26 protein-coding genes are annotated in these 24189 nt (G+C 36.9%); 13 read left to right on the top strand and 13 right to left on the bottom strand.

Annotated elements, in window-relative coordinates:
• Nucleotides 1-8: 8 nt before the first annotated feature.
• Nucleotides 9-458 carry a transcription elongation factor gene (locus ACESK1_RS00830; protein WP_372916938.1) on the bottom strand — a complete coding sequence of 150 codons (450 nt, stop codon included), beginning with the start codon at nucleotides 456-458 and terminating at the stop codon, nucleotides 9-11.
• Between the two features lie 203 nt (nucleotides 459-661).
• On the opposite strand from ACESK1_RS00830, the gene ACESK1_RS00825 reads away from it, so the two are divergent.
• On the top strand, nucleotides 662-1312 hold the full coding sequence (locus ACESK1_RS00825; protein WP_372916936.1) for a hypothetical protein: 651 nt from the start codon (nucleotides 662-664) through the stop codon (nucleotides 1310-1312).
• Nucleotides 1309-2040 (top strand): DUF3307 domain-containing protein, encoded by a 732-nt coding sequence (locus tag ACESK1_RS00820; protein ID WP_372916934.1) that lies wholly within the window; start codon nucleotides 1309-1311, stop codon nucleotides 2038-2040. Before ACESK1_RS00825 ends, ACESK1_RS00820 begins: the two co-directional genes overlap by 4 nt.
• Here the strand turns inward: ACESK1_RS00820 and ACESK1_RS00815 are convergent.
• Nucleotides 2017-2424 carry a glyoxalase gene (locus ACESK1_RS00815; protein ID WP_372916932.1) on the bottom strand — a complete coding sequence of 136 codons (408 nt, stop codon included), beginning with the start codon at nucleotides 2422-2424 and terminating at the stop codon, nucleotides 2017-2019. The genes ACESK1_RS00820 and ACESK1_RS00815 overlap by 24 nt on opposite strands.
• 178 nt (nucleotides 2425-2602) lie before the next feature.
• On the opposite strand from ACESK1_RS00815, the gene ACESK1_RS00810 reads away from it, so the two are divergent.
• From ACESK1_RS00810 to ACESK1_RS00800, 3 genes are all read left to right on the top strand, one after another.
• Nucleotides 2603-3955, top strand: coding sequence for an NAD-dependent succinate-semialdehyde dehydrogenase (locus tag ACESK1_RS00810; RefSeq protein WP_372916930.1), 1353 nt, complete (start codon nucleotides 2603-2605; stop codon nucleotides 3953-3955).
• Between the two features lie 5 nt (nucleotides 3956-3960).
• Complete coding sequence (locus ACESK1_RS00805; RefSeq protein WP_372916928.1) at nucleotides 3961-4374, top strand: NUDIX domain-containing protein; 414 nt, start codon at nucleotides 3961-3963, stop codon at nucleotides 4372-4374.
• Nucleotides 4375-4504: 130 nt separating this feature from the next.
• On the top strand, nucleotides 4505-4900 hold the full coding sequence (locus ACESK1_RS00800; RefSeq protein WP_372916926.1) for an acyl-CoA thioesterase: 396 nt from the start codon (nucleotides 4505-4507) through the stop codon (nucleotides 4898-4900).
• On the opposite strand, the gene ACESK1_RS00795 is transcribed toward ACESK1_RS00800, so the two are convergent.
• From ACESK1_RS00795 to ACESK1_RS00785, 3 genes are read right to left on the bottom strand one after another with little or no spacing between them, the layout of a single operon-like run.
• Nucleotides 4897-5997: an endonuclease/exonuclease/phosphatase family protein gene (locus ACESK1_RS00795; protein WP_372916924.1), complete on the bottom strand. Its 1101-nt coding sequence runs from the start codon at nucleotides 5995-5997 to the stop codon at nucleotides 4897-4899. The two genes, ACESK1_RS00800 and ACESK1_RS00795, sit on opposite strands and share 4 nt — an antisense overlap.
• A 33-nt stretch (nucleotides 5998-6030) precedes the next feature.
• Nucleotides 6031-7326: a mechanosensitive ion channel family protein gene (locus ACESK1_RS00790; protein WP_372916922.1), complete on the bottom strand. Its 1296-nt coding sequence runs from the start codon at nucleotides 7324-7326 to the stop codon at nucleotides 6031-6033.
• Nucleotides 7327-7328: 2 nt separating this feature from the next.
• The gene (locus ACESK1_RS00785; RefSeq protein ID WP_372916920.1) at nucleotides 7329-7607 is read right to left on the bottom strand and encodes a DUF3817 domain-containing protein; all 279 of its coding nucleotides are present in this window, start codon (nucleotides 7605-7607) and stop codon (nucleotides 7329-7331) included.
• 166 nt (nucleotides 7608-7773) lie between these two features.
• On the opposite strand from ACESK1_RS00785, the gene galE reads away from it, so the two are divergent.
• A complete protein-coding gene (galE, locus tag ACESK1_RS00780) occupies nucleotides 7774-8814 on the top strand; it encodes a UDP-glucose 4-epimerase GalE (RefSeq protein ID WP_372916918.1) in 1041 nt (346 codons plus the stop codon).
• Between the two features lie 81 nt (nucleotides 8815-8895).
• On the opposite strand, the gene ACESK1_RS00775 is transcribed toward galE, so the two are convergent.
• The 4 genes from ACESK1_RS00775 to ACESK1_RS00760 form a co-directional block, all read right to left on the bottom strand.
• Nucleotides 8896-9054, bottom strand: a complete 159-nt coding sequence (locus ACESK1_RS00775; RefSeq protein WP_372916916.1) for a YqaE/Pmp3 family membrane protein — start codon at nucleotides 9052-9054, stop codon at nucleotides 8896-8898.
• Between the two features lie 97 nt (nucleotides 9055-9151).
• Entirely contained in the window at nucleotides 9152-9943 is a 792-nt protein-coding gene (locus tag ACESK1_RS00770) for a DUF1206 domain-containing protein (RefSeq protein ID WP_372916914.1), read from the bottom strand.
• Between the two features lie 104 nt (nucleotides 9944-10047).
• Complete coding sequence (locus ACESK1_RS00765) at nucleotides 10048-10668, bottom strand: YqaA family protein (protein ID WP_372916912.1); 621 nt, start codon at nucleotides 10666-10668, stop codon at nucleotides 10048-10050.
• A gap of 88 nt (nucleotides 10669-10756) precedes the next feature.
• On the bottom strand, nucleotides 10757-11134 hold the full coding sequence (locus ACESK1_RS00760; RefSeq protein WP_372916910.1) for a hypothetical protein: 378 nt from the start codon (nucleotides 11132-11134) through the stop codon (nucleotides 10757-10759).
• Nucleotides 11135-11345: 211 nt separating this feature from the next.
• Here ACESK1_RS00760 and ACESK1_RS00755 point away from each other — a divergent pair, with 211 nt between their 5' ends.
• Together ACESK1_RS00755 and ACESK1_RS00750 are read left to right on the top strand one after the other, a co-directional pair.
• Nucleotides 11346-12059, top strand: a complete 714-nt coding sequence (locus ACESK1_RS00755; protein ID WP_372916908.1) for an SDR family oxidoreductase — start codon at nucleotides 11346-11348, stop codon at nucleotides 12057-12059.
• A 155-nt stretch (nucleotides 12060-12214) separates the two neighbouring features.
• On the top strand, nucleotides 12215-12619 hold the full coding sequence (locus tag ACESK1_RS00750; RefSeq protein ID WP_372916906.1) for a hypothetical protein: 405 nt from the start codon (nucleotides 12215-12217) through the stop codon (nucleotides 12617-12619).
• Here ACESK1_RS00750 and ACESK1_RS00745 read toward each other — a convergent pair.
• Complete coding sequence (locus ACESK1_RS00745) at nucleotides 12616-13611, bottom strand: NADP-dependent oxidoreductase (protein WP_372916904.1); 996 nt, start codon at nucleotides 13609-13611, stop codon at nucleotides 12616-12618. The genes ACESK1_RS00750 and ACESK1_RS00745 overlap by 4 nt on opposite strands.
• Before the next feature lie 167 nt (nucleotides 13612-13778).
• On the opposite strand from ACESK1_RS00745, the gene ACESK1_RS00740 reads away from it, so the two are divergent.
• A complete protein-coding gene (locus ACESK1_RS00740; RefSeq protein WP_372916902.1) occupies nucleotides 13779-16019 on the top strand; it encodes an FUSC family membrane protein in 2241 nt (746 codons plus the stop codon).
• 45 nt (nucleotides 16020-16064) lie between these two features.
• Entirely contained in the window at nucleotides 16065-17927 is a 1863-nt protein-coding gene (locus ACESK1_RS00735; protein ID WP_372916900.1) for a T9SS type B sorting domain-containing protein, read from the top strand.
• Here the strand turns inward: ACESK1_RS00735 and ACESK1_RS00730 are convergent.
• Nucleotides 17921-19114 (bottom strand): MFS transporter, encoded by a 1194-nt coding sequence (locus tag ACESK1_RS00730; RefSeq protein ID WP_372916898.1) that lies wholly within the window; start codon nucleotides 19112-19114, stop codon nucleotides 17921-17923. The two genes, ACESK1_RS00735 and ACESK1_RS00730, sit on opposite strands and share 7 nt — an antisense overlap.
• A gap of 251 nt (nucleotides 19115-19365) precedes the next feature.
• On the opposite strand from ACESK1_RS00730, the gene epsC reads away from it, so the two are divergent.
• Entirely contained in the window at nucleotides 19366-20160 is a 795-nt protein-coding gene (gene epsC / locus ACESK1_RS00725; RefSeq protein WP_372916896.1) for a serine O-acetyltransferase EpsC, read from the top strand.
• Nucleotides 20153-21040 carry a cysteine synthase CysM gene (gene cysM, locus ACESK1_RS00720; protein ID WP_372916894.1) on the top strand — a complete coding sequence of 296 codons (888 nt, stop codon included), beginning with the start codon at nucleotides 20153-20155 and terminating at the stop codon, nucleotides 21038-21040. The genes epsC and cysM overlap by 8 nt, the downstream gene beginning before the upstream one ends.
• Nucleotides 21041-21092: 52 nt before the next feature.
• Here the strand turns inward: cysM and ACESK1_RS00715 are convergent, their stop codons facing one another.
• Together ACESK1_RS00715 and ACESK1_RS00710 are read right to left on the bottom strand one after the other, a co-directional pair.
• Nucleotides 21093-21650, bottom strand: coding sequence for a hypothetical protein (locus ACESK1_RS00715; RefSeq protein ID WP_372916892.1), 558 nt, complete (start codon nucleotides 21648-21650; stop codon nucleotides 21093-21095).
• Between the two features lie 107 nt (nucleotides 21651-21757).
• Nucleotides 21758-22456, bottom strand: a complete 699-nt coding sequence (locus ACESK1_RS00710) for a Crp/Fnr family transcriptional regulator (RefSeq protein ID WP_372916890.1) — start codon at nucleotides 22454-22456, stop codon at nucleotides 21758-21760.
• Between the two features lie 196 nt (nucleotides 22457-22652).
• On the opposite strand from ACESK1_RS00710, the gene ACESK1_RS00705 reads away from it, so the two are divergent.
• Nucleotides 22653-24167, top strand: a complete 1515-nt coding sequence (locus ACESK1_RS00705) for a DEAD/DEAH box helicase (protein WP_372916888.1) — start codon at nucleotides 22653-22655, stop codon at nucleotides 24165-24167.
• Nucleotides 24168-24189: the final 22 nt, after the last annotated feature.

Here is a 24189-nt window from a genome sequence, read left to right as displayed (position 1 = left end):
GGGTACTTCTAATGCACCCTTTTTATTTCTCTTTCCTTATCCTTAAAGTTAAAACTATCTCCGGCTTTTTTATCCTTCATCATCTGATAGATAGGAGCTTCAGTTGAAATTGCATAAACCTGCCTTCCGTCTTCAAGGATAATTTCACCTACAGGAACGGCTACAAAATAATAATCTTTATTTGTTTCTACGACACTCCCAAAATTTACAATTTCGCTGTAGTGATCCAGGTCCAGGTTAGCTAGTTTTTCTTTCATTTCCTGGGCCTGGTTAAGGTATTCTGCATATTTTTCAAAGTCTCCCAATAATTGACCTCTATTGTCCTCGTCATAATCGGTTTTTACATCATTGGCCTCCATGGATTCTTTAATCATATCCATTTCGTTTTGATATTTTTCAATCTTCTGGTTTACCGCATCAAGGCATTTGTAATAAATCTCTTTTTTATTGATCGCCATTTCTTAATTTTTTAGATGATTTCTTTAAAATTAAGTATCGCAATTCCACTACAAGAACATTTAGGAAAAATTTAATATCCAAAGCTGAAAAAAATGGATTGGACTTTCTATAAGTTATTTATCTTATAAAGCGATATAATAAGTTAATAAACTTATATTTATTTAATATAAGGTTTTATTCTAATATTTATTATATTTGAAACATGATAGCTGTATTAACCGCCGATTTAATAGATTCAACAAATTACTCCGAAACCTTATTGGAAAGGGTAATGACTGTTTTGAGAGAAGAATTTTTACGCCTTGAAGAGCATTACCCCAAATCTGAGTTCAATATTTACCGGGGAGATAGTTTTCAGGGAGTACTACAAAACCCAGTGAATGCATTGGCTATTGTGCTTCTACTGAAGAGCACTATTTTAAGTATTTCAACAAAAGAAAAAGGAAAAACCAGAGAAGCCGACCTTAGAATAGCTATCGGTATTGGAAGCCTGGATTACCGAGGCAAAACCATAGAAGAATCTAATGGGCAAGCTTTTCAGTTTTCCGGAAGATCTTTAGACGAAATGAAATATGAAGGCCGTAAAACCCGTTTAAAAACTCCTGACGAAGATATAAACGCCGAGTTTGATGCGAGCTTTTTCCTGCTTGATGAAATAACCGATAGGTGGAGTACCGCCTCGGCAGAGGTTATCTATTTTCTACTGAAAGGATTAAAAGAGAAAGAAATTGCAGCGGAATTGGGAATAAGTCAGTCTGCAGTGAATCAACGTAAAAAAGCTGCCGGTTGGGACGCGGTAAATGCACTTTTAGCACGGTATAATAATATAATTTCAAAAAGTTTTACTGAATGAACCCGGCAATTATTATTTTACTTCAGCTACTTCTGGCACATATTCTTACAGATTTTGTGTTGCAACCTTCAAGTTTGATCAGGCATAAAAGACAGCTTAAAGGAAAATCCTGGTTTTTATATATCCACGCATTTCTCGCCGGTTTTCTAAGCTTACTTTTTTTGCAAAATCTGGAACTATGGTTAACAGCCGTATTTATAGGAGTGACACATTTTATAATTGATCTTTGGAAACTTCAGCAGAATAAGGACAATCTAAAATTTTTTCTTCTGGACCAGTTTCTTCATTTAGTAATTATTGTTCTGGCCTGGTTGTATATAATAAATGGTTTTGACAAAATCTTTCCCTTGTTGAATAACCTGCTTACAGACACCTATTTTCTAGCCGCTTTAATTGGATATCTGCTTATAATCTTCCCCACAGGATTTCTTATTGGCAAGGCCACCCAGCGATGGCAGGAGGAAATAGAAATATCTCACAAAAAGAACAGCCTAGAGGCTGCCGGGCGCTATATAGGTATTTTTGAAAGAATTCTGGTGCTCACATTCATCCTTACAGATAATTTTTCGGCAATAGGCTTTTTGATCGCGGCCAAATCAATTCTTCGGTTTAGCGATAAAAGCGAAACAGGTGCGAGAAAACAAACCGAATATGTTCTCATTGGCACTTTAATGAGTTTTGCAATCACAATAGTGATAGGCCTTTTAATACGCCAGTTCGCGTTCTAAAAGCTGTATTCTTCCCTGGAGGTTTTGTTTTACAATATTCATCATTCGCTTATTCAGGGCTGAAGAATTCAAAATGTATTTACGGTATTCTTCAAGGCTGAATTGTCCAATAATAATCCCTTTCAAGCTATTTCTGAACTTGATGTCCCTGGTAATCGCATTTTCAATAAATTCCAGGCGCTTCTCAATTTTAAGCTCATAAAATGAATTCTTGTGCTTAACGATGTAATTTCTAAAAACTTCCAGGATAAGGTCTTCTTGAAGTTTAGTAACGGGTCGCAGAGTCTGGTTTTGAAAATGCTCATCCGAACTCATTTTTTCTGAAATTTTAGCCGAAGGAATTTCGGGTCTCATTTCAACCACTTGTAGATCTCGTAGGTTCATAGCTAATAGAGTTTCTTAAATTTAAGAAATTCTCCCCTTGATTTTAGATGTAATCTTAAAGACTTGTAAACCACTTATAAACAATAGCATTTCAGTTAAAATCCTCTTAATCGCCCCGAAAGGCCATGAACTTCTTTTTATCTTTAAGAGAATTACAATAAAAAATTAATATTCTGAAATGATAATTTCCAAAAATCCCTATACCGGAGAAGAGATTTCCAAATTCAAGGAATTCACCAAGAAAGATATCGAAACTGCCTTGAATAATGCCGATAATAGATTTCAGTCCTGGAAAACTACCGGCTTTACGGAAAGAGCAAAGCTAATGCAGGAACTGGCCAAAGAATTGAAAAAAAACTCAAAAGAATATGCAACAGATATAAGTCTGGAAATGGGAAAACCAATTTCCCAGGCAATAGCCGAAATTGAAAAATGTGCCTGGGTTTGTGAATATTATGCTGAAAATGCAGAAAAACAGCTTGCAAACCAGATCATAAAAACCGATGCATCAGAATCCTATGTGAGCTTTGAACCGCTAGGGATAATCCTGGCTATAATGCCATGGAATTATCCTTTCTGGCAGGTTTTTAGATTTGCGGCTCCGGCACTCATGGCCGGAAATATCGCTGTTCTAAAACATGCTAGTAATGTGATGAAGTCGGCCGAAAATATTCAGAAAGCCTTTGAGAGAGCAGGATTTCCCAAAGATTGTTTTCAAAGTCTGGTGATTGGAAGTGATAAAGTGGAAGATATTATAAGAGATCCCAGAGTAAAGGCGGCAACTCTAACCGGTAGTAACCCTGCCGGAAGCGCTGTTGCATCTGTTGCAGGAGAAGAGATCAAAAAAACAGTTCTTGAACTCGGTGGAAGTAATGCCCTGGTTGTTTTTGAGGATGCCGATCTTGAAGAAACCATAAAAACCTGTGTGATGGCCAGGTTTCAAAATACCGGACAAAGTTGTATTGCCGGAAAACGTCTTCTGCTTCATAAAAATATAGCTGATGATTTTCTGGAAGAATTTACTAAACAGGTGAGAGAACTTAAAGCCGGTGATCCGATGGATGAGGAATCCTTCATTGGAGTACTGGCACGGGAAGATCTGGCTGAAGATATCGACGAGCAGGTTCAGAAATCTGTAAACATGGGTGCAAAAATTATTCTGGGCGGAAACCGGGATGCAGCATATTACGAACCTACTATTTTACTAAATGTGAAACCGGGGATGCCTGTTTTCGATGAAGAAACCTTTGGACCTGTTATAGGAGTTACTACTTTTAAGGATGAAAAGGAAGCCGTGAACCTTGTAAACCTCTCTAAATTTGGATTAGGAGTGTCCATTTTTACCAATAATATGGACTTTGCTAAAGGGTTGATCCCTCAATTTGAGGACGGCGCAGTTTTTATTAATGATCTAGTAAAAAGTGATCCACGCTTACCTTTTGGAGGGACCAAGGTATCAGGTTATGGTAGAGAATTATCAGAACACGGAATCAGGGAATTTGTTAATCGTAAAACCGTTTATATTAAATAGAAGTTATGAAACAGGAAATAGCTGTAACAGTAGATATAGCCATATTTTGCAACGCAAATAATAAAATAAATGTCTTATTGATAAAAAGAAAAAATGATCCTTTTAAAGGTCAATGGGCAATTCCGGGAGGTTTCGTAGAAGAAGATGAAAATCTTGAAGATGCCGCCAAACGTGAGTTAGCTGAAGAAACCGGAATTAAAGTAAAAACCATAGAACAGGTAAAAGCTTTTGGGGCTCCCGGAAGAGACCCAAGAGGTCGAACCATTTCCATAGCTTTTTTAGGCTGGATTGATTGTGAAGATAATCCTGTGGCCGGTGATGATGCTGCTGAAGCAAAATGGTTTGAATTAGATGATCTTCCTGAAGAATTAGCTTTTGACCACGCTAAAATAATTCAGACTGCTGAGAATTATCTTTAATGCAGAATCAGGAAAAAATCTTTTAAAAAAAATAATTTTCAATTATTTCCTATTGGAAAATATGGAATTTCATAAAAATGATTTGAGTTTTCGATTGCCCGTATTTTGTTTCTTACCTTTAAAATAAAAAATGAGATTTCATACGAGAAAATGGGTGAAACCCCAGGATCTAAATCCTAACGGAACACTATTTGGTGGCAGACTTTTAGAATGGATAGATGAAGAATGTGCACTTTATAGCATTATTCAGCTGGAAAATCCACGAACCGTCACCAAATATATGAGTGAGATCAATTTTCAGAATTCTGCTCACGAAGGAGATATTATTGAGATTGGAATAGATGTTCTAAAGTTTGGATCTACTTCTCTCAGTTTACGCTGTGAAGTAAGAAATAAGATGACACGGTCTGTGATAATCAGTATTGAAAAAATAATTATGGTTACCCTGGACAAAGAAGGGCAGCCAATGCCACACGGCAAAACGGAAATTGAATTTGTAAAGGACAGGCTTAATAAGAAAATTTAGTCTTCTTCTTCCTTTTCTTCTTTAGCTTTTTCAACATTTTCCTCTTCTTCTTCCTCAATTTGTTTATTTACTCTTTCCAACTGATTTTCATTAGGAGGCTCTGGTTCCTGTTCTTCAGCTTTTTCCGGTTCAAAGCTCAGGGAGGCGAAGAGAGGAAAATGATCAGAACCTATATTTTCTCCTAGTTTAATTTCTTTAAGCCTGAATTCTTCGGAAGTATAGATATAATCCAGGGGCCATCTCATTAGTAAATTATTAGCATTAAAAGTATTGTAAAAACCACGGCCAACTCTTATATCTAATAGCTTACCAACACTCTGAAAGAGTGAAGTTGTTTCAGACCAGGCCACATCATTAAAATCTCCGATTACGACTACCGGAACTTCTCTTTCCAAACTCATTTTTGCGATTTTCATCATTTCAGCATCCCTGTCAGACGAACTGGGATTATGCTGTGGCATAGGAGGTGTAGGATGAATTGCAAAAAGTTGAATTAAATTACCCTCAGGGAGTCTTATTTTGGTGTGAATGGAAGGAATACTATCATCAATCATGTATTGTACCTGTGGGTCAATAAGTTCAAGTTTGGAATACACTAGCATCCCATATGTGTTATCTAAAGGAACTTCCACTTTATAACGATAAGACTCATCCAGGTTTTTTGAAATTTCATTTTTCCACCGGGTATTGGTTTCTGTAAAAACCATTACATCGGGATCAAACCTATTTATTTCATCGACTACTTTTTGATGCTCTTCATTCTTCTGAAGGACATTTGCGGTAAAAAGACTAATCTGAGGGGCTTCTGAATTTTGGCTATCTCCAATTTCATGAGCAGATAAAGGAGTGTAAGGATAGATCTTCAGAAACTGAAATGCAAAACAAGCCAGCAGGATACCCATAAAAATATAATCCTGGACCCACTTTATGTCAAAGCGAATGAAATAGGCAGCAATTGCGGTTAGTGTTAACAAGGTTAACTGAATATGCATATAATCAAATACTCTTATCCACCAGAAATCAGCTGCGACCAGTGGAATTAAGGTGAGAAGTACGGCAATGACACCAAAGATCTGCAGAAAGTTTTTGAACTTCATAGGTTAAGTTTTTATCAACTAAATATAGCAGATTTAATTTTTGGGTGGTGTGGAAACCTGGTGTAAATATTTGGTGATATCATCGCCAGATGGAGATTCGAATAGTTGAAGCCCGAAATACGGAACTGCAGCTATTACGTGGTCAAAGATATCGGCGGAGATGTATTCAAAATTTGCCCATCGTTTATCACGACTAAAACACAAAATTTCTACCGGTATCCCATTAGGTGTAGGAGCGAGGTGTCTTACAATAATATAGAGCTCTTTATGAATCGCAGAATGATTTTGAAGATAAGTATCTACATACTTTCTGAAAATCCCAAGGTTGGTCTGATTCCGTCCGTTTATAGGAAGAGTACGATCAATATTATTAGATTCATTATAGGAATTTATCTCGTTTTGACGTGTCTCCAGGTAAGGCTCAATTAATCTTATTTTTTTTAGTTGTTCCAGATCAGTATCGGTCATGAATTTCACTGAATTCTGTTTGATATAAACAGCTCTTTTAATTCTCCTGCCCGGAGATTCCTGCATTCCGCGCCAATTCTGGAAAGAATCAGAGATTAGGCTATAGGTAGGAATTGTGGTGAACGTATTATCAAAATTCTGAACCCTCACTGTTGAAAGGTTGATCTCAGTAACAGTTCCATCAGCACCATACTTACTGAAGGTAATCCAGTCCCCAATTCTAACAATATCGTTTACCGTAACCTGAATAGAGGCAACAAACCCAAGAATAGTATCTTTAAAGACCAATAATAATATGGCTGAAGCCGCACCGAGGGAAATTATAAATTTCACTACTGATTCCCCTGTGATTTCGGCAAATATAAAAAGTATAGCAATGATCCAGATCACGATCATCACCACCTGGATGTAACTCTCTACAGGTTTATCTCTAAAGGTTTCCTTGGTTTTAAGGTAACTTTTGAGTGTACGCATGAAACTGCGAAAGATCCATACGGATAGAATTATTATGTATATATGTAATACGAAATCAAATATCCTGATGACAAGTGGGAAATCAATAAAAATAAGAGGCACCAAATAATATAGGATAAACAATGGTATTACCTGGCCTATATATTTTGGAAATTTGGTTTTGATAAGAAAATCATCAAAGGTGGTTTTGGTCTTATTGGTAAAGGCTTTAAAAGCCTCAATTACAAATGTTTTTATCAGGTAGTTTATCCCTAGAATCAGGAAAATAAGAACCAGGATATTGATCGCTAGATTAATGTATTGTGCAAGAACAGGATCTACCCCGTTATCAATGAGCATATCCTCAACGAGACAAACAAGGTTTTTAACCCGCCCGTTAAACTCCATTTCTAAAGATATTTTCTTTCAACATAAAATGGCCCGAAAGGGATCAGGGAACAAGTAAGGATTATAAAAAGCTCCTTGAAGTTCCAGTTCATTGGTTTGAACAAATAGACAGCGCCCACAACATAAGCTATGAACAGAAGTCCGTGAGCCATGCCAATATTTTCCACCATTGCCGGTTGGTCTAGTAAATATTTTAAAGGCATTGCAATAAATAACAATAATAAAAATGACAGTCCTTCCAGGAGACTAACCCATCTGAAAATTTTCTTTTGCTTTTCCACAGTAATAATTTTTTACTGGGCAAAGATAGGTTTTATAGGGTGATTTTAGCAGGATGTGATTTGTCATTTTGTAAAAATAGATAACAATATCTTCCAATTTATGGTTTCATTAACGACCCCTTGTTTCACATTTTTCTTAATTTGCACTCATACCAAAGAAATAAAAATGAACTCTAAAATATTGGTCACCGGTGGTCTTGGATTTATCGGATCACATACAGTTGTGGCTCTTCAGGAAAAAGGATTTGACGTTGTAATAATAGATAACCTGTCTAATACCAGTATCGAGGTACTGGGTGGGATAACGAAAATAAGTCAGAAAACCCCGGTATTCGAGAATTTTGATCTCAGAGATAAGGCCAGGGTGAAAGATTTTTTTGAAAGGCATCCAGACATCGAGGGAATTATACACTTTGCTGCATCTAAAGCGGTAGGAGAAAGTGTAATTAACCCATTACTGTATTATGAAAATAACCTGGCCAGTCTCTTATATCTTTTAAAAGAACTTAATAAAAGAGAAAATCCCGGGTTTATTTTTAGTTCCTCGTGTACGGTTTACGGTCAGGCAGATGAGCTGCCGATTACGGAAGATGCACCTGTAAAAACTGCCGAATCACCGTATGGGAATACCAAACAGATAGGTGAGGAGATAATTGCAGATACCTGTAAAGCCAATCCTGGTTTCAGGGCAATCTCACTGCGATACTTCAACCCAATTGGTGCTCATCCCAGTGCTGAAATTGGCGAATTACCCCTGGGGATTCCCCAAAATCTAATTCCGTTTATAACCCAAACGGCTATTGGAGATCGGGAGCAATTATCAGTCTTTGGGGATGATTATCCTACACCAGACGGAACATGTATTCGGGATTATATTCATGTAATGGATCTTGCACAAGCCCACGTTGCGGCCCTGGAACGCCTTATAGCCAATAAAGAAGAATCCAATTATGAAGTTTTTAATCTTGGCACCGGAAAAGGGAATTCTGTTCTTGAGGTGATTAATAGTTTTGAAAGGGTGAGTGGAGAAAAACTGCCTTATAAAATTATTGGAAGAAGAGAAGGGGATATAACAGCTGCTTATGCTGATACTACAAAAGCTAATAAGATACTCAATTGGAAAGCCGAACTTAGTCTTGATGAGGCGTTAGAGAGTGCCTGGGAGTGGCAAAAAGAAGTAAAAAGAAGAGCAGAAAACGAGAACTAAGACTATCATTTAATCAATAAATAAGCCCCAATCCAAATGGATCGGGGCTTATTGTTTTCAAAATATTCAGGAGTTTTATCTTTAATCCGTTCCATTTACAAGGAAGGCATGAATTACTCCAGGTAACCATCCAAGGGCGGTGAGGATCAAGCTAATTAAAAATGTGCCGCTTAAGCCGTGTTTCAAAAATACCGCCAGAGGTGGTAAAAGAATATTCAGTATTATCGTAAGTAGAGACATAGTTTAAAGTTTTTAGTTGATTAGTTTATTCAAGGTAAATATTATCAAGAGATTATATTCTACCTTTAAGATGCTTTAGCGTTAGTTTAACAGGGGCTTAAGTTCTGAATTTTCGGTATTTTGCCATCATGAAAACATAAATCGAATAGCACACCATCCCTGCTGCTACAATACCCATTAACCAGGATCCCATTGGTGATTCATGTAAAAAGGCGAAGGCATCAGTAGTACTTTTAATGTTTCCGGTATTGTGTTCTATCGCGGCTCTAATAAAGAAAAAGGCAAGAATTCCAAAGATAATTCCCCTGGAAATAAGACCAAGATAGCCCATATTCTTTATGGTTTTTCTTCTTTTTTCCTCTGTAATTGATTTATAGTCGAACTTTTCCAGAAAATCTTTATTAATGGCTTTCTTAAATTGAAAGAAACTAGTTGCTACAAGGCCAATTCCTATTACGGCAAAAATATAGACTCCTATATCCCCTGTTAAAAATGACATCATCCCGTTTTGCGTTGATCCACTTCCTGAAGAAGCTCCGATATTTACAAGTTTCATAATTGCGTAACCTGCAATACTTAAATAAATTATTGCACTTATAAAGAATCCAACCCGTTTGGCTTTACCCTTTTTGTCTTTCCCTATATCTTCAGGATCTGTAATAGCCTGAAAAAACCGCCAGAAAGAATAAGACAATAAACCAAGAGTGATTAAAACCAGTAAAATATTTCCGAAAGTTTGTTTCTCAATAAAATCGATCACCTGAAGTTGGCCGGAAGTTTGACCTCCCATATTAAAAGCTGCCATAAAAGTTAATATTCCAATTAATCCGTATACGACACCTTTGGCTACATAACCGGTGCGCGCAAGCTTTTTAATCTTTGAGTCCATAAAATTGAAGTTTTTGATTGGTTTTACTTAAAACTACTTCAATTTTATCTAAAAGTTGGTGGTATTAGCAAAAGTTTAGAATTTTCCGGAGGTATGAATACTGGTTAAACCATTTCAAAAATAACCAGCGCGTAAAGATAAAATCGGACAAATCGAAGCAAACCAAACATTAAGAAGCTTGGAAAAGGAAATTTTATAATCCCAGCTGCAATACTTGTCATAGCAAAGGGAATGGGCAGCAATGCACCTACTATTATTAAGAAACCTCCCCATTTACGTGTGTTTTTAATATGTGGCGCCATTTTTACTTCAATATCCTCATGAACTGCGGGAATTTTAGTGACACCTCTTCCAATAAAATAAGAAACGATACCTCCAAGATAAGATGCGAGGGCAAGTAAAGAAAGATAGAGTATCGGGCTGGAGGATTTACCAGACCATGCGATAAATAATTCAGGAGGAATTAAGCCTAAAAGAGATTCAGAAAGAAAGAAAACAGCCAGAATACCTAGGGGGGAATAAGTTTCAGTAACGGTAATTAGCATGTGGTCAATATCCAGAACGTATCTGTCTAATGCAAATATGGCAGCAAGAAATAATAATACTGGAATTATTGCTTTTTTTACGCTGCGCCATACAAATATATAAAAACCTGTATAGCTATAGTACTGGTGCAATAATCGTATACGCGACTTCTTTTTTTTAGATTTCGCTTCTTTTTTCATTAAAAAAAGTATTTCAGTATTTCTGGCGTTTGGACACCTTTAAAAGTGCAGCTATCTCAAATTCCGGACCTAAATGTTTCTTGAAGAATTAATTTTCTTCTGCGTACGTATTAAGAGCGTTTACATACTCCCTTAGTTCAATCTTATTGATTTTATTTTCAGGATCTGCAACTAGAGATAAAAGATAATCTAGACTTTCCTGCCCGGTTTCTGCAGTATTTTCAGGAGCTTCTTCCCCTTCTTCAAGAGGTTCATCATCGGGAACGGGAATTTCAAAGCCTTTAAATTCTTCAATGTGTTCATAAGTTAGTCTTAGAACCTTAGCAAGAAGCGGATTCTCTTCTTCTTCAATAATAATAGTCCTAAGATTTTTAAGATCTTCTACCAGGGTATTTATTATGATACCATTACGCATTAGATCGCGCTGAATTTTATTGAGTAACTTTTGTGCCTTTAAATTTTTCAAAAGAAAGATTTTTTCTGATTAAACTTATCAATTACCCATTGGGGGCTTTTAATTTTTGCAAAGTTACTTCTTTCAGTCTTTTTTGAAACTATTTAACACAGAATTATTGCCGCTTTTAAGCCTTAAAATTAACAATATCTTAGTCTAGTTAATTTTAGCAGATTGGCAATCTTTAGTAGCTTTAGAATTAAATTTTAATAAAAAATTGAAGATGAAATCATTAGAAAACAAAGTTGCCTTAATAACCGGTGGAAGTAAGGGAATAGGCTTCGGCGTCGCCAAGTCTCTCCTTGATCTGGGAATGAAGGTTGCAATTACAAGCCGCTCTCTGGAAAATGCGAAAAAAGCTGCGGCCAAACTAGGAAACGAAGATAAAGTTTTAGCTCTTGAAGCCGATGTTCGGGATTTTAAAAGTCAGCAAAAAGCTGTGGACTCCTTAATTGATAAATGGGGGCAGTTGGATGTTCTTATCGCAAATGCTGGAATAGGCCATTTCGGAAATATTGATGAATTATCTGTTAAGCAATGGCAGGAAACTATAGACACCAATTTAAGCGGGGTATTTTATAGTATTAAATCTTCCCTCGAGGCTCTAAAACAATCTGAAGGCTACGTGATAACGATTTCCAGTCTTGCCGGAACCAATTTTTTCTCGGGAGGAGCAGCCTATAATGCCAGTAAATTTGGAGTGACAGGATTTTCCCAGGCTGTGATGCTGGACCTAAGAGATAGAGGTATTAAAGTGAGCACAATAATGCCCGGCTCGGTTGCTACCTATTTTAATGATCATACTCCAACTGAAGAAGATGCCTGGAAGATTCAACCCCAGGACATTGGAGAACTGGTGGTAGATCTTTTAAAAATGAATCCAAGGACCCTACCTAGTAAAATTGAGGTAAGGCCATCCCAACCACCTAAGAAATAAAATGATAAAAAAGCAGCTCAATAATTGGGCTGCTTTTTTATTTTCCAAGGTTTTTGCCTTCGCATCATAAACTCATTTTTTATATTTATTTTATAAATCTGTTTACATATATCTCCTTCATATTCATTAACTTAAATGATAAATGATGATGGCTCATGAAAAAGAAAATTATTTATATCGTAACTGTTTTAACAATATTCACTTCCTGTAATAAATTAACCACATCGGGGCTGGAAAAACAATTTGAGGATAAATCCTATGTTAGGCTTTTCTTTAATTCAGAGGAAGAGTGCATGGATGCCCAACCCCCTGATTTTTTTATTAACTGTCACCAGCAATTAGATTTTTATCAAGATAATATGGTAGAAATCATGCTTACTGATATCATTTGGAGAGGTACCTACGAGGTGGTAAATAAGAAAATAATAATTTCCATGGAACCTAATTTTGAGATTCCTTCCGGAGAAATAATCTTTGAGGTGAAAAACAATACTCTTCTCGTAAAAACTGATGACAGGACAGAATGGCGAAAGATGAAAGGAAATTCAATCTGGAATTAAACTTCCACAATCATTTTGCCTGTATTCTTTCCATCAAAAAGATCGAGAAAAGCCTGTGGCGTATTTTCAAAGCCTTTAATTATCGTTTCATCATATTTTAATTTGCCCTCTTTTAGCCAGGTACCCAATTGGTTAATAGCAGGTCCAAAATCCTTGACGTGGTTTCTAACCAGGAAACCTTGCATCAAGGCACTTTTCTTGATAAGAATTCCTTCTAATCGGGGGCCGGTGGGCATTTCTTCCTTATTATACAGGGAAATGGCACCGCAATTTATTATTCGTGCGAAATCATTTATGTTTTGCATCACTGCATCAAGAATTTCCCCTCCAACATTATCGTAGTAAACATCAATTCCATCAGAACATTTTTCGGCAAGGGCTTTTTTCATATTTGAGGTGCTTTTATAATTTATTCCTCCATCAAAACCGAAATCATCTTTGATCTTTTTAATTTTTTCATCACTACCGGCAATTCCAATTACCCTGCATCCATTTATTTTTCCAATTTGTCCAGCTACACTTCCTACTGCTCCTGCAGCACCGGAAACGACTAATGTTTCTCCTGATTTTAGTTTTCCTATTTTATCTAAAGCTATATATGCTGTTAATCCTGTTAATCCCAGTACCCCTAAATAGGCAGTAAGGGGAGCCCTTTGCTCATCTATTTTATTGAGTCCGGCACCATTGGAAATTTGAAATTGCTTCCATTGAAGCATTCCGCTAACAAATTCTCCTTCTTTAAAATTTGGGTTGTTAGAACTTATTACTTCAGCAATCACCATAGAATCTATTGGTTCCCCAACTTTAAAAGGTGGAATATACGACTCTTCATCCCGCATTCTTCCCCGTAAATAAGGGTCAACAGAAATGTACTTAGCTTGGAGCAAAACCTCACCTGAACCTGGTTCGGGTTTTTTCTCCTCAATAATTTTAAAATTTTCAAGTTTAGGCGTTCCTTGAGGTCTGGACTGTAAAATTATAGTTTGATTCATTGTTTGAGTTATTATTTTTTGAAGTGTGCTTAATTTACCATTAATGACAATTTTAAGCAAGCTTTTAATACTATTTTAAAACTAAAAGTTCCATTGATAAATCGAGGTTAATCATACCGGATAAGATCTAAATTGCTTGTACTTTTGTATAGTAATATAACTTTAGCTTGGGAAGAATAACTAACTATTTTAATCAACTTTCTAAATTTTTCCGCAGTCCGGACTTTTCAAAGGCGGTAATTTTAAGTATTGCCATAAGTTTGCCAATTGCTGTTTTTAGTTATCTGGGTAATTATGAAATTGGGGTAGCGATTGCATTAGGCAGTCTTTTGAGTTCTCCCAGTGATATTCAAGGCAGCTTTAATCATAAGGTCATGGGTGTTTTTCTGGCTGCCCTTCTGGCGGGACTGGTTTCGGTTATTTTAGGATATGCAACAGTGGAACTCTGGATTCTTCTGCCCGTTTTAGCCATTATGGTTTTTGTTATTTCTTATTTTGCCGTATTCGGATTTAGAGCTTCTCTTGTGGCTTTTTCAGGATTATTTGCCATTGTTCTGAGTTTTGCTAATATCTCTACGGTTCTTGAAATTTGGGAGCGCGCACTCCTGATTGTGGTTGGAGGATTATGGTATTTAAGTCTAAGTATCACCTGGCACTTTTTGAATCCTAAACGAGCCACCGAACAACTCCTTACGGAAACCCTGGAGCTTACCGCACTTTATTTGAAAACCCGTTCTAAGTTATTAACCAATGTAGGAACCAGAGAAAACCTAAAGAAAGAGCTATTTAAAATACAAGGTGAACTTAACGAGAAACACGAAAGTTTAAGGGATATTCTTATAAGATCCAGGCTGAGTTTCGGCAATTCGAATTACGCACGGAAAAGATTGCTCATTTTTATTGAATTGGTGGATATTCTGGAACTTGCTATCGCCAATCCGGTAGATTATAAAAAAATGGATGAGCTGTTTGGAGAAGATTCGGACATGCCTCAAAAACTTAGTTCATTGATAAATAGTCTTGCACTTCAGTTAGACGATTTAGCTACTACACTTCAGAAAAATGCTAATTATACCCAAAATGAAATAAGAGATGATCTGGAAAAAATAGAAATCGGATTTAAAAACTTCAGAGAAAGCCTTGATGCCGATGATAAGAGAGAGAATATGTTTTTACTTCAGAATCTTTATGATTATTTGGAAAAACAAGCTCAAAAAATTAATACGGTGGTAAGAATTCTGTATAATCTTGATGATAAGAAACGGGTTTTTCTGAAGCGAAAAGAGGTGGTGAAATTTATTACACCCCAGGATTATGATCCTAAAATTTTGGTTGAAAATTTAAACTTTGAATCCACTATTTTCAGGCATTCATTGAGGCTTGCAGTGGTTGTACTTGTGGGTTTTTCGGTTGGAGCGTATTTTTCCCTTGAAAATGCATATTGGATCCTTTTGACGATAATTGTAATCATGAGACCAAACTATGGTCTTACCAAAGAACGCTCAAAACAACGAATTATCGGGACGTTAATAGGTGGGGCCATTGCTATTGGAATTGTCTTTTTTATAAAGAACCAGATAGTTTATGCCATTTTGGGTTTGATTTCTCTAACGCTGGCATTTTCCCTGGTTCAGAAAAATTATAAAACTGCCGCGGTTTTTATTACCCTTAGTATTGTTTTTATCTACTCATTATTGCAACCCGACATCTATAATGTAATACAGTACAGAATAGTAGATACTTTGGTAGGTGCCGGCCTTGCCACTTTAGGAAATCTTGTTCTTTGGCCTGCATGGGAAGTAAAAGGTATTAAAAATGTAATGCTGAAGAGCGTCCAGGCAAATAAAACTTACCTTGAAGAAATAGCAGCTTTCTATCGGAATAAGAGAAAATTGCCTGTTTCGTATAAACTGGCCAGGAAACAAGCTTTCCTCGAAACCGGGAATTTAAGTACGGCATTTCAAAGAATGACCCAGGAGCCTAAATCCAAACAGAAAGAAATAAGTGGCATTTATGAGATTGTTGGAATTAATCAGACTTTTCTGAGTGCTTTGGCTTCCCTTGGAACATTTATCAGAAACCATAAAACCACCACCGCTTCTGAGGATTTTGAAGTTTTGGTACAACATACTCTGCAAAATCTCAGCAATACTGAAAATATACTTTCTTCACTGAAAATAGAATCACAGCCTGATAAAGAAGTTTCAAAGGAAGCCGGAAAAGCACTAAACCGTAATTTTAATGAACTCCTTTTAAAAAGTGAAGAACAGGAGATAAATGGCAATGAACCGGATGAAAATCTTCGGGAGCAACTTCGTGAAGCACATTTAGTGATCAATCAGTTGAACTGGTTGCTTGAACTTTCAGAAAAACTTCAGACCAAGATCATAAAAACGCGACTTTATTAGCTTTAATTTTTTTCCTTGAGGGGAGTATTAATAGATTTGCTGTGAATGAAAATTTTCTTCCTTTTCACCTTATTTTTAACCACTTCTCAGGTGTTTTCCCAATTGGGTTTTTGCGAGGGAAGCAAGGGAGATCCTATTTTTCATGAAGATTTTAGTGGGGGAGGACCCTTGCCAAATGGAACCACCAGTTATGATTACGTTGAGGGATTTGATCCCAACGACGGGGAATACACTATTTCTGACGAAATTGGAAACACTATTGGCGGTTGGTTTACTTACTTACCTAATTCCACGATATCTAACAACGATGCGCTAATTGTAAATGCCGATTATACTGCCGGACAGTTTTATCAGTATGAAGTTTCCGGGTTATGTGAAAATACCAGTTACGAATTTTCAGCATTTCTAATGAATATATTAAGTCCTACGAGTACCTGTGAAAACGGGGGCATTCCCATTAATGTTAAATTTGAAATTTGGGATGAAACCGATACCGAAATACTTGCTGAAGGCAGCACAGGAGATATACAAACCAAAAGTTCTCCAGAATGGGAACAATATGCCTTAACCTTTAAAAGTGAACCGGGTCAGGGTTCGGTAATATTAAGGATGTTCAATAACGCAGATGGTGGCTGCGGGAATGATCTTGCTATAGACGATATAATTTTCAGGTCGTGTGGCGATCTTACAGAAATAAGTACCCCTGCAACTGACGGCATGGAATTGAACGTGTGTGAAGAGAATGCCCCTGTAAGTCTGGACCTAACCGCCACGCCCGATTTTTCTGCTTACCAGGATCATTATTTTCAGTGGCAGGAAAGTGAGGATAATCAGGACTGGGAAGATATTCCCGGGGAAAATTCTAATGAATTTTCGATTTCTCAATTAGGTAACTCTAAATTCTACAGAGTTATGGTTGCCGAAGACCCTGTCAATCTTTCCAATAATCTTTGTAGTACCGTATCAGAAGCTTTTCTGGTTAATATTGTAGAAACTCCGGCACCACCTGTCAATACTGGGGATAAAGCCATTTGTGAAGGAGAAGCAATTCCTTCCCTTAGCGTAGAAACAGCTGATGATGAAACTGTGAATTGGTATGCCTCAGAAAACGGAACAGATCTACTGCTTGAAAATTCCCACAGTTATAAGCCGCAAACTCCGGGTACATTTTATGCTGAAGCTATTAAAGAGGGTTTCGAGTGTACGCCAAGTTCCCGTATCCCGGTAAAACTGCAAATATTTGAGATCCCGGATGTTGAAGATGAAGAACTTCAGATCTGCGAAGACGAAGCGCTGGAGCTGGATGCAGGTGATGAAGTTTTAGATTACTTATGGAATACCGGAGAAACCACAAAGGAAATTTCTGTAACAAATCCCGGCACTTATAGTGTAAAATTGACCAATGCTAATGGATGTTCCGTAGGAAAGGAAATAGAGGTACGTGCGGTAGACAAAGTGGGAATAGAAGACATTTTTTCAGAAGAGAGAAAAATAATTATTAAACCTACGGAAGACGGAGATTTTGAGTATTCGCTGGATGGAACAAATTTCCAGGATTCTCCGGAGTTTGATGTTCCCGGGGGAATTTATACTGTTTACATGCGGGATAAGGCTGGTTGTAAAATGATTGATCAGGAATTTCCTCATATTGTGTTTCCGAGATTTATAACCCCAAACGGCGATGGGTATAATGATGTTTTTAAGGTTAATGGCCTTGAATATTTCAAAAATTCTACCATACGAATTTTTGATCGCTATGGGAAATTGCTGAAATCGGGAGCTGGTGAAAATTTTAGTTGGGACGGCACACTGAACGGCCGTGCTTTACCTTCAAATGATTACTGGTACGAAATAGAAATAGGAGGTTTCCCAACGCAGAAAGGGCATTTCAGCCTGATACGTCAATAGTTTTTAATCCGTTGATTATTTAGCACCACTAAAGTCATTAACCCGATAAACATCAGCATAATATAACTGAAATCTATATTTAAATCCAAAAGGAAACCAACCAGAAGAGGACCAAGGGCAGTGCTTATAACCATGAACATTGTAAACACACTTCTGATAGCTCCCATTCGCTCTGTGCCATACATTTCAGCAATAAGTGAGGTTTGAATAGTACCGGACATCCCGACGGTAATCCCAGCCAGGATAAGGAAGATAAAAGCTCCCATAATACTGTCCATAAATGCGAAAGGAATTAAGCCCAAAACCATGGGGATAAGAAACCAACGAAACATTTTTCTGGCCGTAAATTTATCGACCCACATTCCACCGAAAATCGAGAATAGTAGCCTGGTGATCGCGTATACCGTAAAAAAGCTTGCATAAAGCTGAACTGACCAACCTTTATTTTCAACAAATACATATTGATAGAAAAATATGGCGGTAATGGAAAAACTAAGGATAAAACTAGCCGGCATCATTATGCCAAATTTCCTTTCAAAAACCACGCTCTTATAACCCTTAAGCAAGCTCCAGGTTGAGGGTCTTTTAGTGGAAGATAGTTGTTTGTCGAATTCACTTAGATCGGTAAAATGCAACCTTATGAGGTAGAGCAATAAACCAATTCCGCTAACAATAGCCGCCACCCGCCAATCGAACCAGGAAATTACCAGCGCTATTATCACAGGGAATATGGCCTCACCAAAGGAATAACCAAGAGATGAAATACTGAGGGCTTTTCCGCGGTTTTTATCAAAATACTTCGAAATTATTGTCATACTAATATGACTCAGTAATCCCTGGCCCATTAATCTTAATCCCATTAAGGCTATAAATAGAAGAAAGATGTTGAAGGAAAATCCTAATAAAATTGTAGAGAAGGCAAGGCCCAATACAGTATATGTGGTGACCTTTTTTGCAGGTTTGTGATCTACCGTATGCCCCACGGTGAGCATTATTATGGATGCTGCCATAGTACACCCTGCATAAATGGCACCGAAAGAACCTTCAGTTAAGTTGAAATCTCTAATGATCTCAGGAACATAAAGGGAAATTAAAAAGGTCTGACCAAAGCTGGAGAGAAAAGTTAATAACCAACCAAAACTTACTTTTTTAAAATGTTCTTTTGCGAAATAGTAAAACTCCTTCAAACCGATTATTTAATTTCAGCAGTCAAAGTTAAAGTCTATAGCTTAAAACCAAATACTATTTCGCATAATTTTAAAGTCTTTTTCTCTTCTCTTCGCTTTGGATTCTGTGCAAGTAAAGGAAATCGTAAAATCAGAATAACCCTCTAATTTATTAATCTGAAGCCGTAGTTAAGTATTTAAGGAAAAATCAAGAAAATTTATTTTTCTATTGATTACTTTTGAATAGAAGCCAACCATAGATTAACTGCAGTATGATAGAAAAACATGTTATTGCTAATATTGAAGAGCAAAAGAGACTTCCCAATTTAAGATTGAGTATAAAAGATAAAACAGAAGCTTTTGTACATAAAATCTTTTATACGCTTTTTGATGCCGACACCTCGGTGAAAGGCAATATTGAACAGTTGGAGAAAGATTTTTCTGAACTTGCCGAACTCGTATGTTGGCAACCCGATAAATCCTGTCATGAAATATGGTGTGATTATCTTAGATTACTGCCTGAAATTTTAACCAAATTAAATAAAGATGCTACTGCTATAGCTCAAAATGATCCGGCAGCAAACTCAATTGAAGAGGTTTATTTGTCTTATCCCGGATTCTTTGCTATTGCGATTTACAGGTTAAGCCATGAATTTTATAAAGTTGGCTTTCCTTTAGTCCCAAGATTGATGACCGAATGTGCACATACATTAACGGGAACCGATATTAATCCGGGAGCAGAGATCGGTGTCCCCTTTTTCATAGATCACGCTACTGGAGTTGTTATAGGCGAGACTGCAATAATAAAAAACAATGTAAAGATCTACCAGGGTGTTACCCTTGGAGCTCTTTACGTAGATCGTAATTTAAGAGACACCAAGAGACATCCCACCATTGAAGATAATGTAACCATTTACGCCAATGCTACCATTCTTGGTGGGGAGACAGTTGTAGGTGCAAATAGTATGATTGGAGGAAATGTTTGGTTAACCAAATCGGTTCCCCAGAATTCTATCGTCACCCATAATCCACAGATTAACATTAAAAACAACACGAGTAATGAATGACTCTATATTAGATCTAATTGGAAATACTCCTTTGGTAAAGGCTAACAGACTGGTGAAGAATCCTAATGTTCAGCTATATTTTAAACTTGAGGGTCAGAATCCCGGGGGTAGTGTGAAAGACAGGGCAGCATACAGTATGATAAAAAATGCCCTGGAAAGAGGAGACATCAACAAAGAATCCAAATTAATTGAAGCTACCAGTGGAAATACGGGGATTGCTCTCGCTATGATAGCAGGAATATTTCATTTGAATTTGGAACTTGTTATGCCTGAAAATTCTACTATTGAACGTGTTCAAACCATGAGAGCTTATGGCGCAACGGTAACCCTGACAGATGCTGAAGGTGGCATTGAAGGAGCCCGGGATTATGCTGAAGCCAAACTCAAAGATGGCGACCATTTTATGATTAATCAGTTTGCCAATGATGATAACTGGAAAGCTCATTATAAAAGCACCGGACCGGAAATTTGGAACGAAACCAAGCATAAGATCACTCATTTTGTTTCTTCCATGGGTACTACTGGAACAATAATGGGAACTTCAACGTATTTAAAAGAAAAAAATAAGAATATTCAAATCGTAGGAGTTCAACCCACCGATGATTCCAGAATTCCGGGAATCAGAAAATGGAAAGAAGAATATCTTCCTAAAATCTTTAAGAAAGAGAAAGTAGACCGGATTCTTGAAGTGAGTGAAGAAGAAGCCAAACAAATGACTATTAAACTTGCACGCCAGGAAAGTATCTTTGCAGGGATGAGTAGTGGTGGAGCTGCTGCAGCTGCTGTAAGATTATGTGAGGAACTGGATAGCGGTCTTGTGGTAAGTATTGTTTGCGATCGCGGCGATCGTTATTTGTCTTCTGATCTTTTTGACGTATAAATAAATACACGGCCCTGACCAGGGGCCGTGCTCCCTTCTGAAAAACTTAAACTTACATTGCTGCGAGTTTACCCATTCCTGATTTATCCAGGTCAACTTTAATATTTTTAGTTTTAGTTCCGTTTTTAAGTTTAATCTTATAAAATTCCTTGTTTAAAGTCCAGCTGTTTCTCGAAGAAGCAATGTGCTTGTTTGCTATAATTGAGTAATCAGGATTTTGTCTTAATACACTAACGGTGGTTGCATAAGGCATTTTTACATTTTTAAAAACCTGGTGACTGGTTAAAAGATCGCCTTTAGCATTAAATCTCACTTTTAAATTTCCTTTATTTGTTTTAAAGGAAACATCATAAACATCATAGTAGGAATCCCGGTTGGCGACAATAAATTTTTGAATATCAAAATTTTCGCGCAAAAACCTCAAAGGACTCTCATTAAAGTGACCGGTGTATTTTTCAGGAATATCCACGATCAATGAATTTGATGCAGGATCTAACCTGAGTGCTTCGGAGCTTAACTCCATTGTTACTTCATCCAGACGGATGGTTTTTTGTGCATAGCTGGAGAATACAATCCCCATAAATACCATGCTGAAAATTAACTTTCTCATGACAGTATATTTTTTAGATTAAAGTAAAGATATCTTGATTATAACTCAGAAAATACTACGTAAGTAGCACTTAATCAATATTATATATTAATTAACAGATGTTCAGTTTAATCCTGGGAGTGATTTTTTTCAGCTTGTTTTAAAAGCAATTCAAGATTTTGAATCTCAACTTTTTTTCTGCTGATTTTAAGAATCCCATCCTTTTTGAATTGCTGAAGGTGCCTGTTTACAACTGCTCGCGTAGAACCTATGAGATTCGCCAGTTCGTCATTGGTAAGATCATTAATTAACTCCAGTTTATTTGATTTATGATTAATATGGGTGAGAATTAATTTTGCTAACCGGCTGGAAATATCTGCCAGTATAACATTTGATGTGTATTCTTCCAGAGCACGGATCTGTTTTCCCATATAAGGCAGGAGAGACTTGTTGATTTGAGGATATTCTCTTATCCAATTCCGCATAATTTCAATGGGCACTGACAGCAGAACAACTTCATCTAAAGATTCATAAAAAACTCTGTGCTCACAATTTTCAAGCAAACATAAAATATCGAAAACATCATTCTTTGTTAGAAGGAACATAGTAAATTCTCTTCCACCTTGGGGATCTACCCGATAAATCTTAACCCTCCCGCCGGCAATAATGTAAAATCGAAAAAGAGTAGGGGTTTTGCTGATATTGCAGGTGTTTTTTGGCCAGACTTCCTCCTGAAATTCAGTTAAAAAAGCGGGAAGTTTATCTTCTTCCAGATCTTTAAAAAGTATATTCTCCCTTAATAAGTCTAAATATTTTTCCCCGACCATAGAAGTGCATTTTAAAAATTTCAACCAATACAGAAAAACAAGGGGGGAATGAGGAACTTTCGATTTGTAGTGAACGAAGATTAATTCTATAAATTTAAAAAAAAGTAAAAAATCAATTTCGTATTTCCTACATAAATATTTTCCTAAACTTAAGAAATCAGCTATTTTTGCAAAATTGGAGTTTTTAAAAGATACTATGGAGGTTGAAACATTTGGAATAGAAGACAAGAAAGTAGATAAGCAATTGTATGATTATCAGCAGGAAGATATAGATAAGATCTTCAAGGTGATCGATAAGCACCCTGAGCACTACAATTTGCTGTATCAGTTGCCTACAGGTGGAGGTAAGACCGTTATTTTTTCCCAAATGGTCCGGGAGTATATTCAACGTACACAAAAAAAGGTTTTAATTCTTACACACAGGATTGAACTTTGTAAGCAAACTTCTACCATGCTTACAGATTTCGGTGTTCGTAACAAAATAATTAACAGCAAAGTCAAAGAACTACCAGATCAGGAAGATTATATGTGCTTTGTGGCTATGGTAGAAACTCTGAATAATCGTCTGAATGATGAAAAGCTGGAAATGGATGATATCGGAATGGTAATTATCGATGAAGCTCATTATAATTCCTTCCGAAAACTTTTTAAATTTTTTGAAAGATGTTTTATCCTTGGGGTTACCGCAACTCCTTTGAGTTCAAACATCAAATTACCCATGAAGGATAATTATCGCGAGCTCATCGTGGGAGACTCCATTGCTTCGTTAATAGATAAAGGATTTCTTGCTAAGGCCAACACTTATAGCTACAATGTAGGATTAACAAGCCTGAAGGTAGGGATGAACGGAGACTATACTGTCAAATCTTCCGAAGAGCTTTATACAAACTATAGTATGCAGGAAAAACTCCTGAATGCTTATTACGACAAATCCAGAGGTAAAAAAACTCTTATTTTCAATAACGGTATCAACACTTCTATTGAGGTTTACGAAACTTTTAAAAACGCCGGCTTGCCTATACGGCACCTGGATAATACCACAGGAAAGCAGGACCGGAAAGATATTCTAAAATGGTTCAAACATACCCCGGGTGCCATTGTCACTTCAGTAAGTATTTTAACCACAGGTTTTGATGAACCCACCGTAGAAACTATTATTCTGAACCGGGCTACTAAATCGCTTACTCTTTATTTCCAGATGATAGGCAGAGGTTCCAGGATTTTACCGGGAAAATCTGAGTTTTCGGTATTAGACCTGGGGAACAATCTTTCCCGCTTTGGGGAATGGAGTGCCCCGGTGGATTGGCGACAAATATTCAGAGCTCCTGATTTCTATTTCGAAAATCTGCTTAGCGATGAAGAGATTGAAAGGGAATTCAAATATGAGATGCCTCCGGAGATCAGAGAGAAATTTGCTAAAACCGAAAAAGTAGATTTTGATATTGAAGCTGCCTATGATAGAGTAATAAAAGAAGGCTTAAGATCTAAGGCCGTGTTAGAATGGTCTATGGAGCAACATGTAAAAATGTGTGTTGAGAATAGTGAAGATGTATTTGACGCCAGGCTGTTGATAAAGGAGCTCAAGGATGATATTTCATCAAGGATCAAACAATATTCCTATTGTATTAGTAAAAGCACTCAGAACTACAGGGACTGGCTGGAAGAAGATTACTCCCGTAAACTTAGATTGGCTATTAACCAGGAGTTTTAAAAAAGGTAAAAAATAGACTGAG

It is taken from the genome of Salegentibacter sp. (assembly GCF_041642575.1).
Classification (GTDB): domain Bacteria; phylum Bacteroidota; class Bacteroidia; order Flavobacteriales; family Flavobacteriaceae; genus Salegentibacter.
This window is presented reverse-complemented; position numbering and strand designations above follow the sequence as displayed.

Bases quoted from the DNA above. Each gene is read 5' to 3' on its own strand.
- ACESK1_RS00830 (WP_372916938.1), bottom strand. From the start codon at position 458: ATGGCGATCAATAAAAAAGAGATTTATTACAAATGCCTTGATGCGGTA.
- ACESK1_RS00825 (WP_372916936.1), top strand. From the start codon at position 662: ATGATAGCTGTATTAACCGCCGATTTAATAGATTCAACAAATTACTCC.
- ACESK1_RS00820 (WP_372916934.1), top strand. From the start codon at position 1,309: ATGAACCCGGCAATTATTATTTTACTTCAGCTACTTCTGGCACATATT.
- ACESK1_RS00815 (WP_372916932.1), bottom strand. From the start codon at position 2,424: ATGAACCTACGAGATCTACAAGTGGTTGAAATGAGACCCGAAATTCCT.
- ACESK1_RS00810 (WP_372916930.1), top strand. From the start codon at position 2,603: ATGATAATTTCCAAAAATCCCTATACCGGAGAAGAGATTTCCAAATTC.
- ACESK1_RS00805 (WP_372916928.1), top strand. From the start codon at position 3,961: ATGAAACAGGAAATAGCTGTAACAGTAGATATAGCCATATTTTGCAAC.
- ACESK1_RS00800 (WP_372916926.1), top strand. From the start codon at position 4,505: ATGAGATTTCATACGAGAAAATGGGTGAAACCCCAGGATCTAAATCCT.
- ACESK1_RS00795 (WP_372916924.1), bottom strand. From the start codon at position 5,997: ATGAAGTTCAAAAACTTTCTGCAGATCTTTGGTGTCATTGCCGTACTT.
- ACESK1_RS00790 (WP_372916922.1), bottom strand. From the start codon at position 7,326: ATGGAGTTTAACGGGCGGGTTAAAAACCTTGTTTGTCTCGTTGAGGAT.
- galE (WP_372916918.1), top strand. From the start codon at position 7,774: ATGAACTCTAAAATATTGGTCACCGGTGGTCTTGGATTTATCGGATCA.
- ACESK1_RS00775 (WP_372916916.1), bottom strand. From the start codon at position 9,054: ATGTCTCTACTTACGATAATACTGAATATTCTTTTACCACCTCTGGCG.
- ACESK1_RS00770 (WP_372916914.1), bottom strand. From the start codon at position 9,943: ATGGACTCAAAGATTAAAAAGCTTGCGCGCACCGGTTATGTAGCCAAA.
- ACESK1_RS00765 (WP_372916912.1), bottom strand. From the start codon at position 10,668: ATGAAAAAAGAAGCGAAATCTAAAAAAAAGAAGTCGCGTATACGATTA.
- ACESK1_RS00755 (WP_372916908.1), top strand. From the start codon at position 11,346: ATGAAATCATTAGAAAACAAAGTTGCCTTAATAACCGGTGGAAGTAAG.
- ACESK1_RS00750 (WP_372916906.1), top strand. From the start codon at position 12,215: ATGAAAAAGAAAATTATTTATATCGTAACTGTTTTAACAATATTCACT.
- ACESK1_RS00745 (WP_372916904.1), bottom strand. From the start codon at position 13,611: ATGAATCAAACTATAATTTTACAGTCCAGACCTCAAGGAACGCCTAAA.
- ACESK1_RS00735 (WP_372916900.1), top strand. From the start codon at position 16,065: ATGAAAATTTTCTTCCTTTTCACCTTATTTTTAACCACTTCTCAGGTG.
- epsC (WP_372916896.1), top strand. From the start codon at position 19,366: ATGATAGAAAAACATGTTATTGCTAATATTGAAGAGCAAAAGAGACTT.
- cysM (WP_372916894.1), top strand. From the start codon at position 20,153: ATGAATGACTCTATATTAGATCTAATTGGAAATACTCCTTTGGTAAAG.
- ACESK1_RS00715 (WP_372916892.1), bottom strand. From the start codon at position 21,650: ATGAGAAAGTTAATTTTCAGCATGGTATTTATGGGGATTGTATTCTCC.
- ACESK1_RS00710 (WP_372916890.1), bottom strand. From the start codon at position 22,456: ATGGTCGGGGAAAAATATTTAGACTTATTAAGGGAGAATATACTTTTT.
- ACESK1_RS00705 (WP_372916888.1), top strand. From the start codon at position 22,653: ATGGAGGTTGAAACATTTGGAATAGAAGACAAGAAAGTAGATAAGCAA.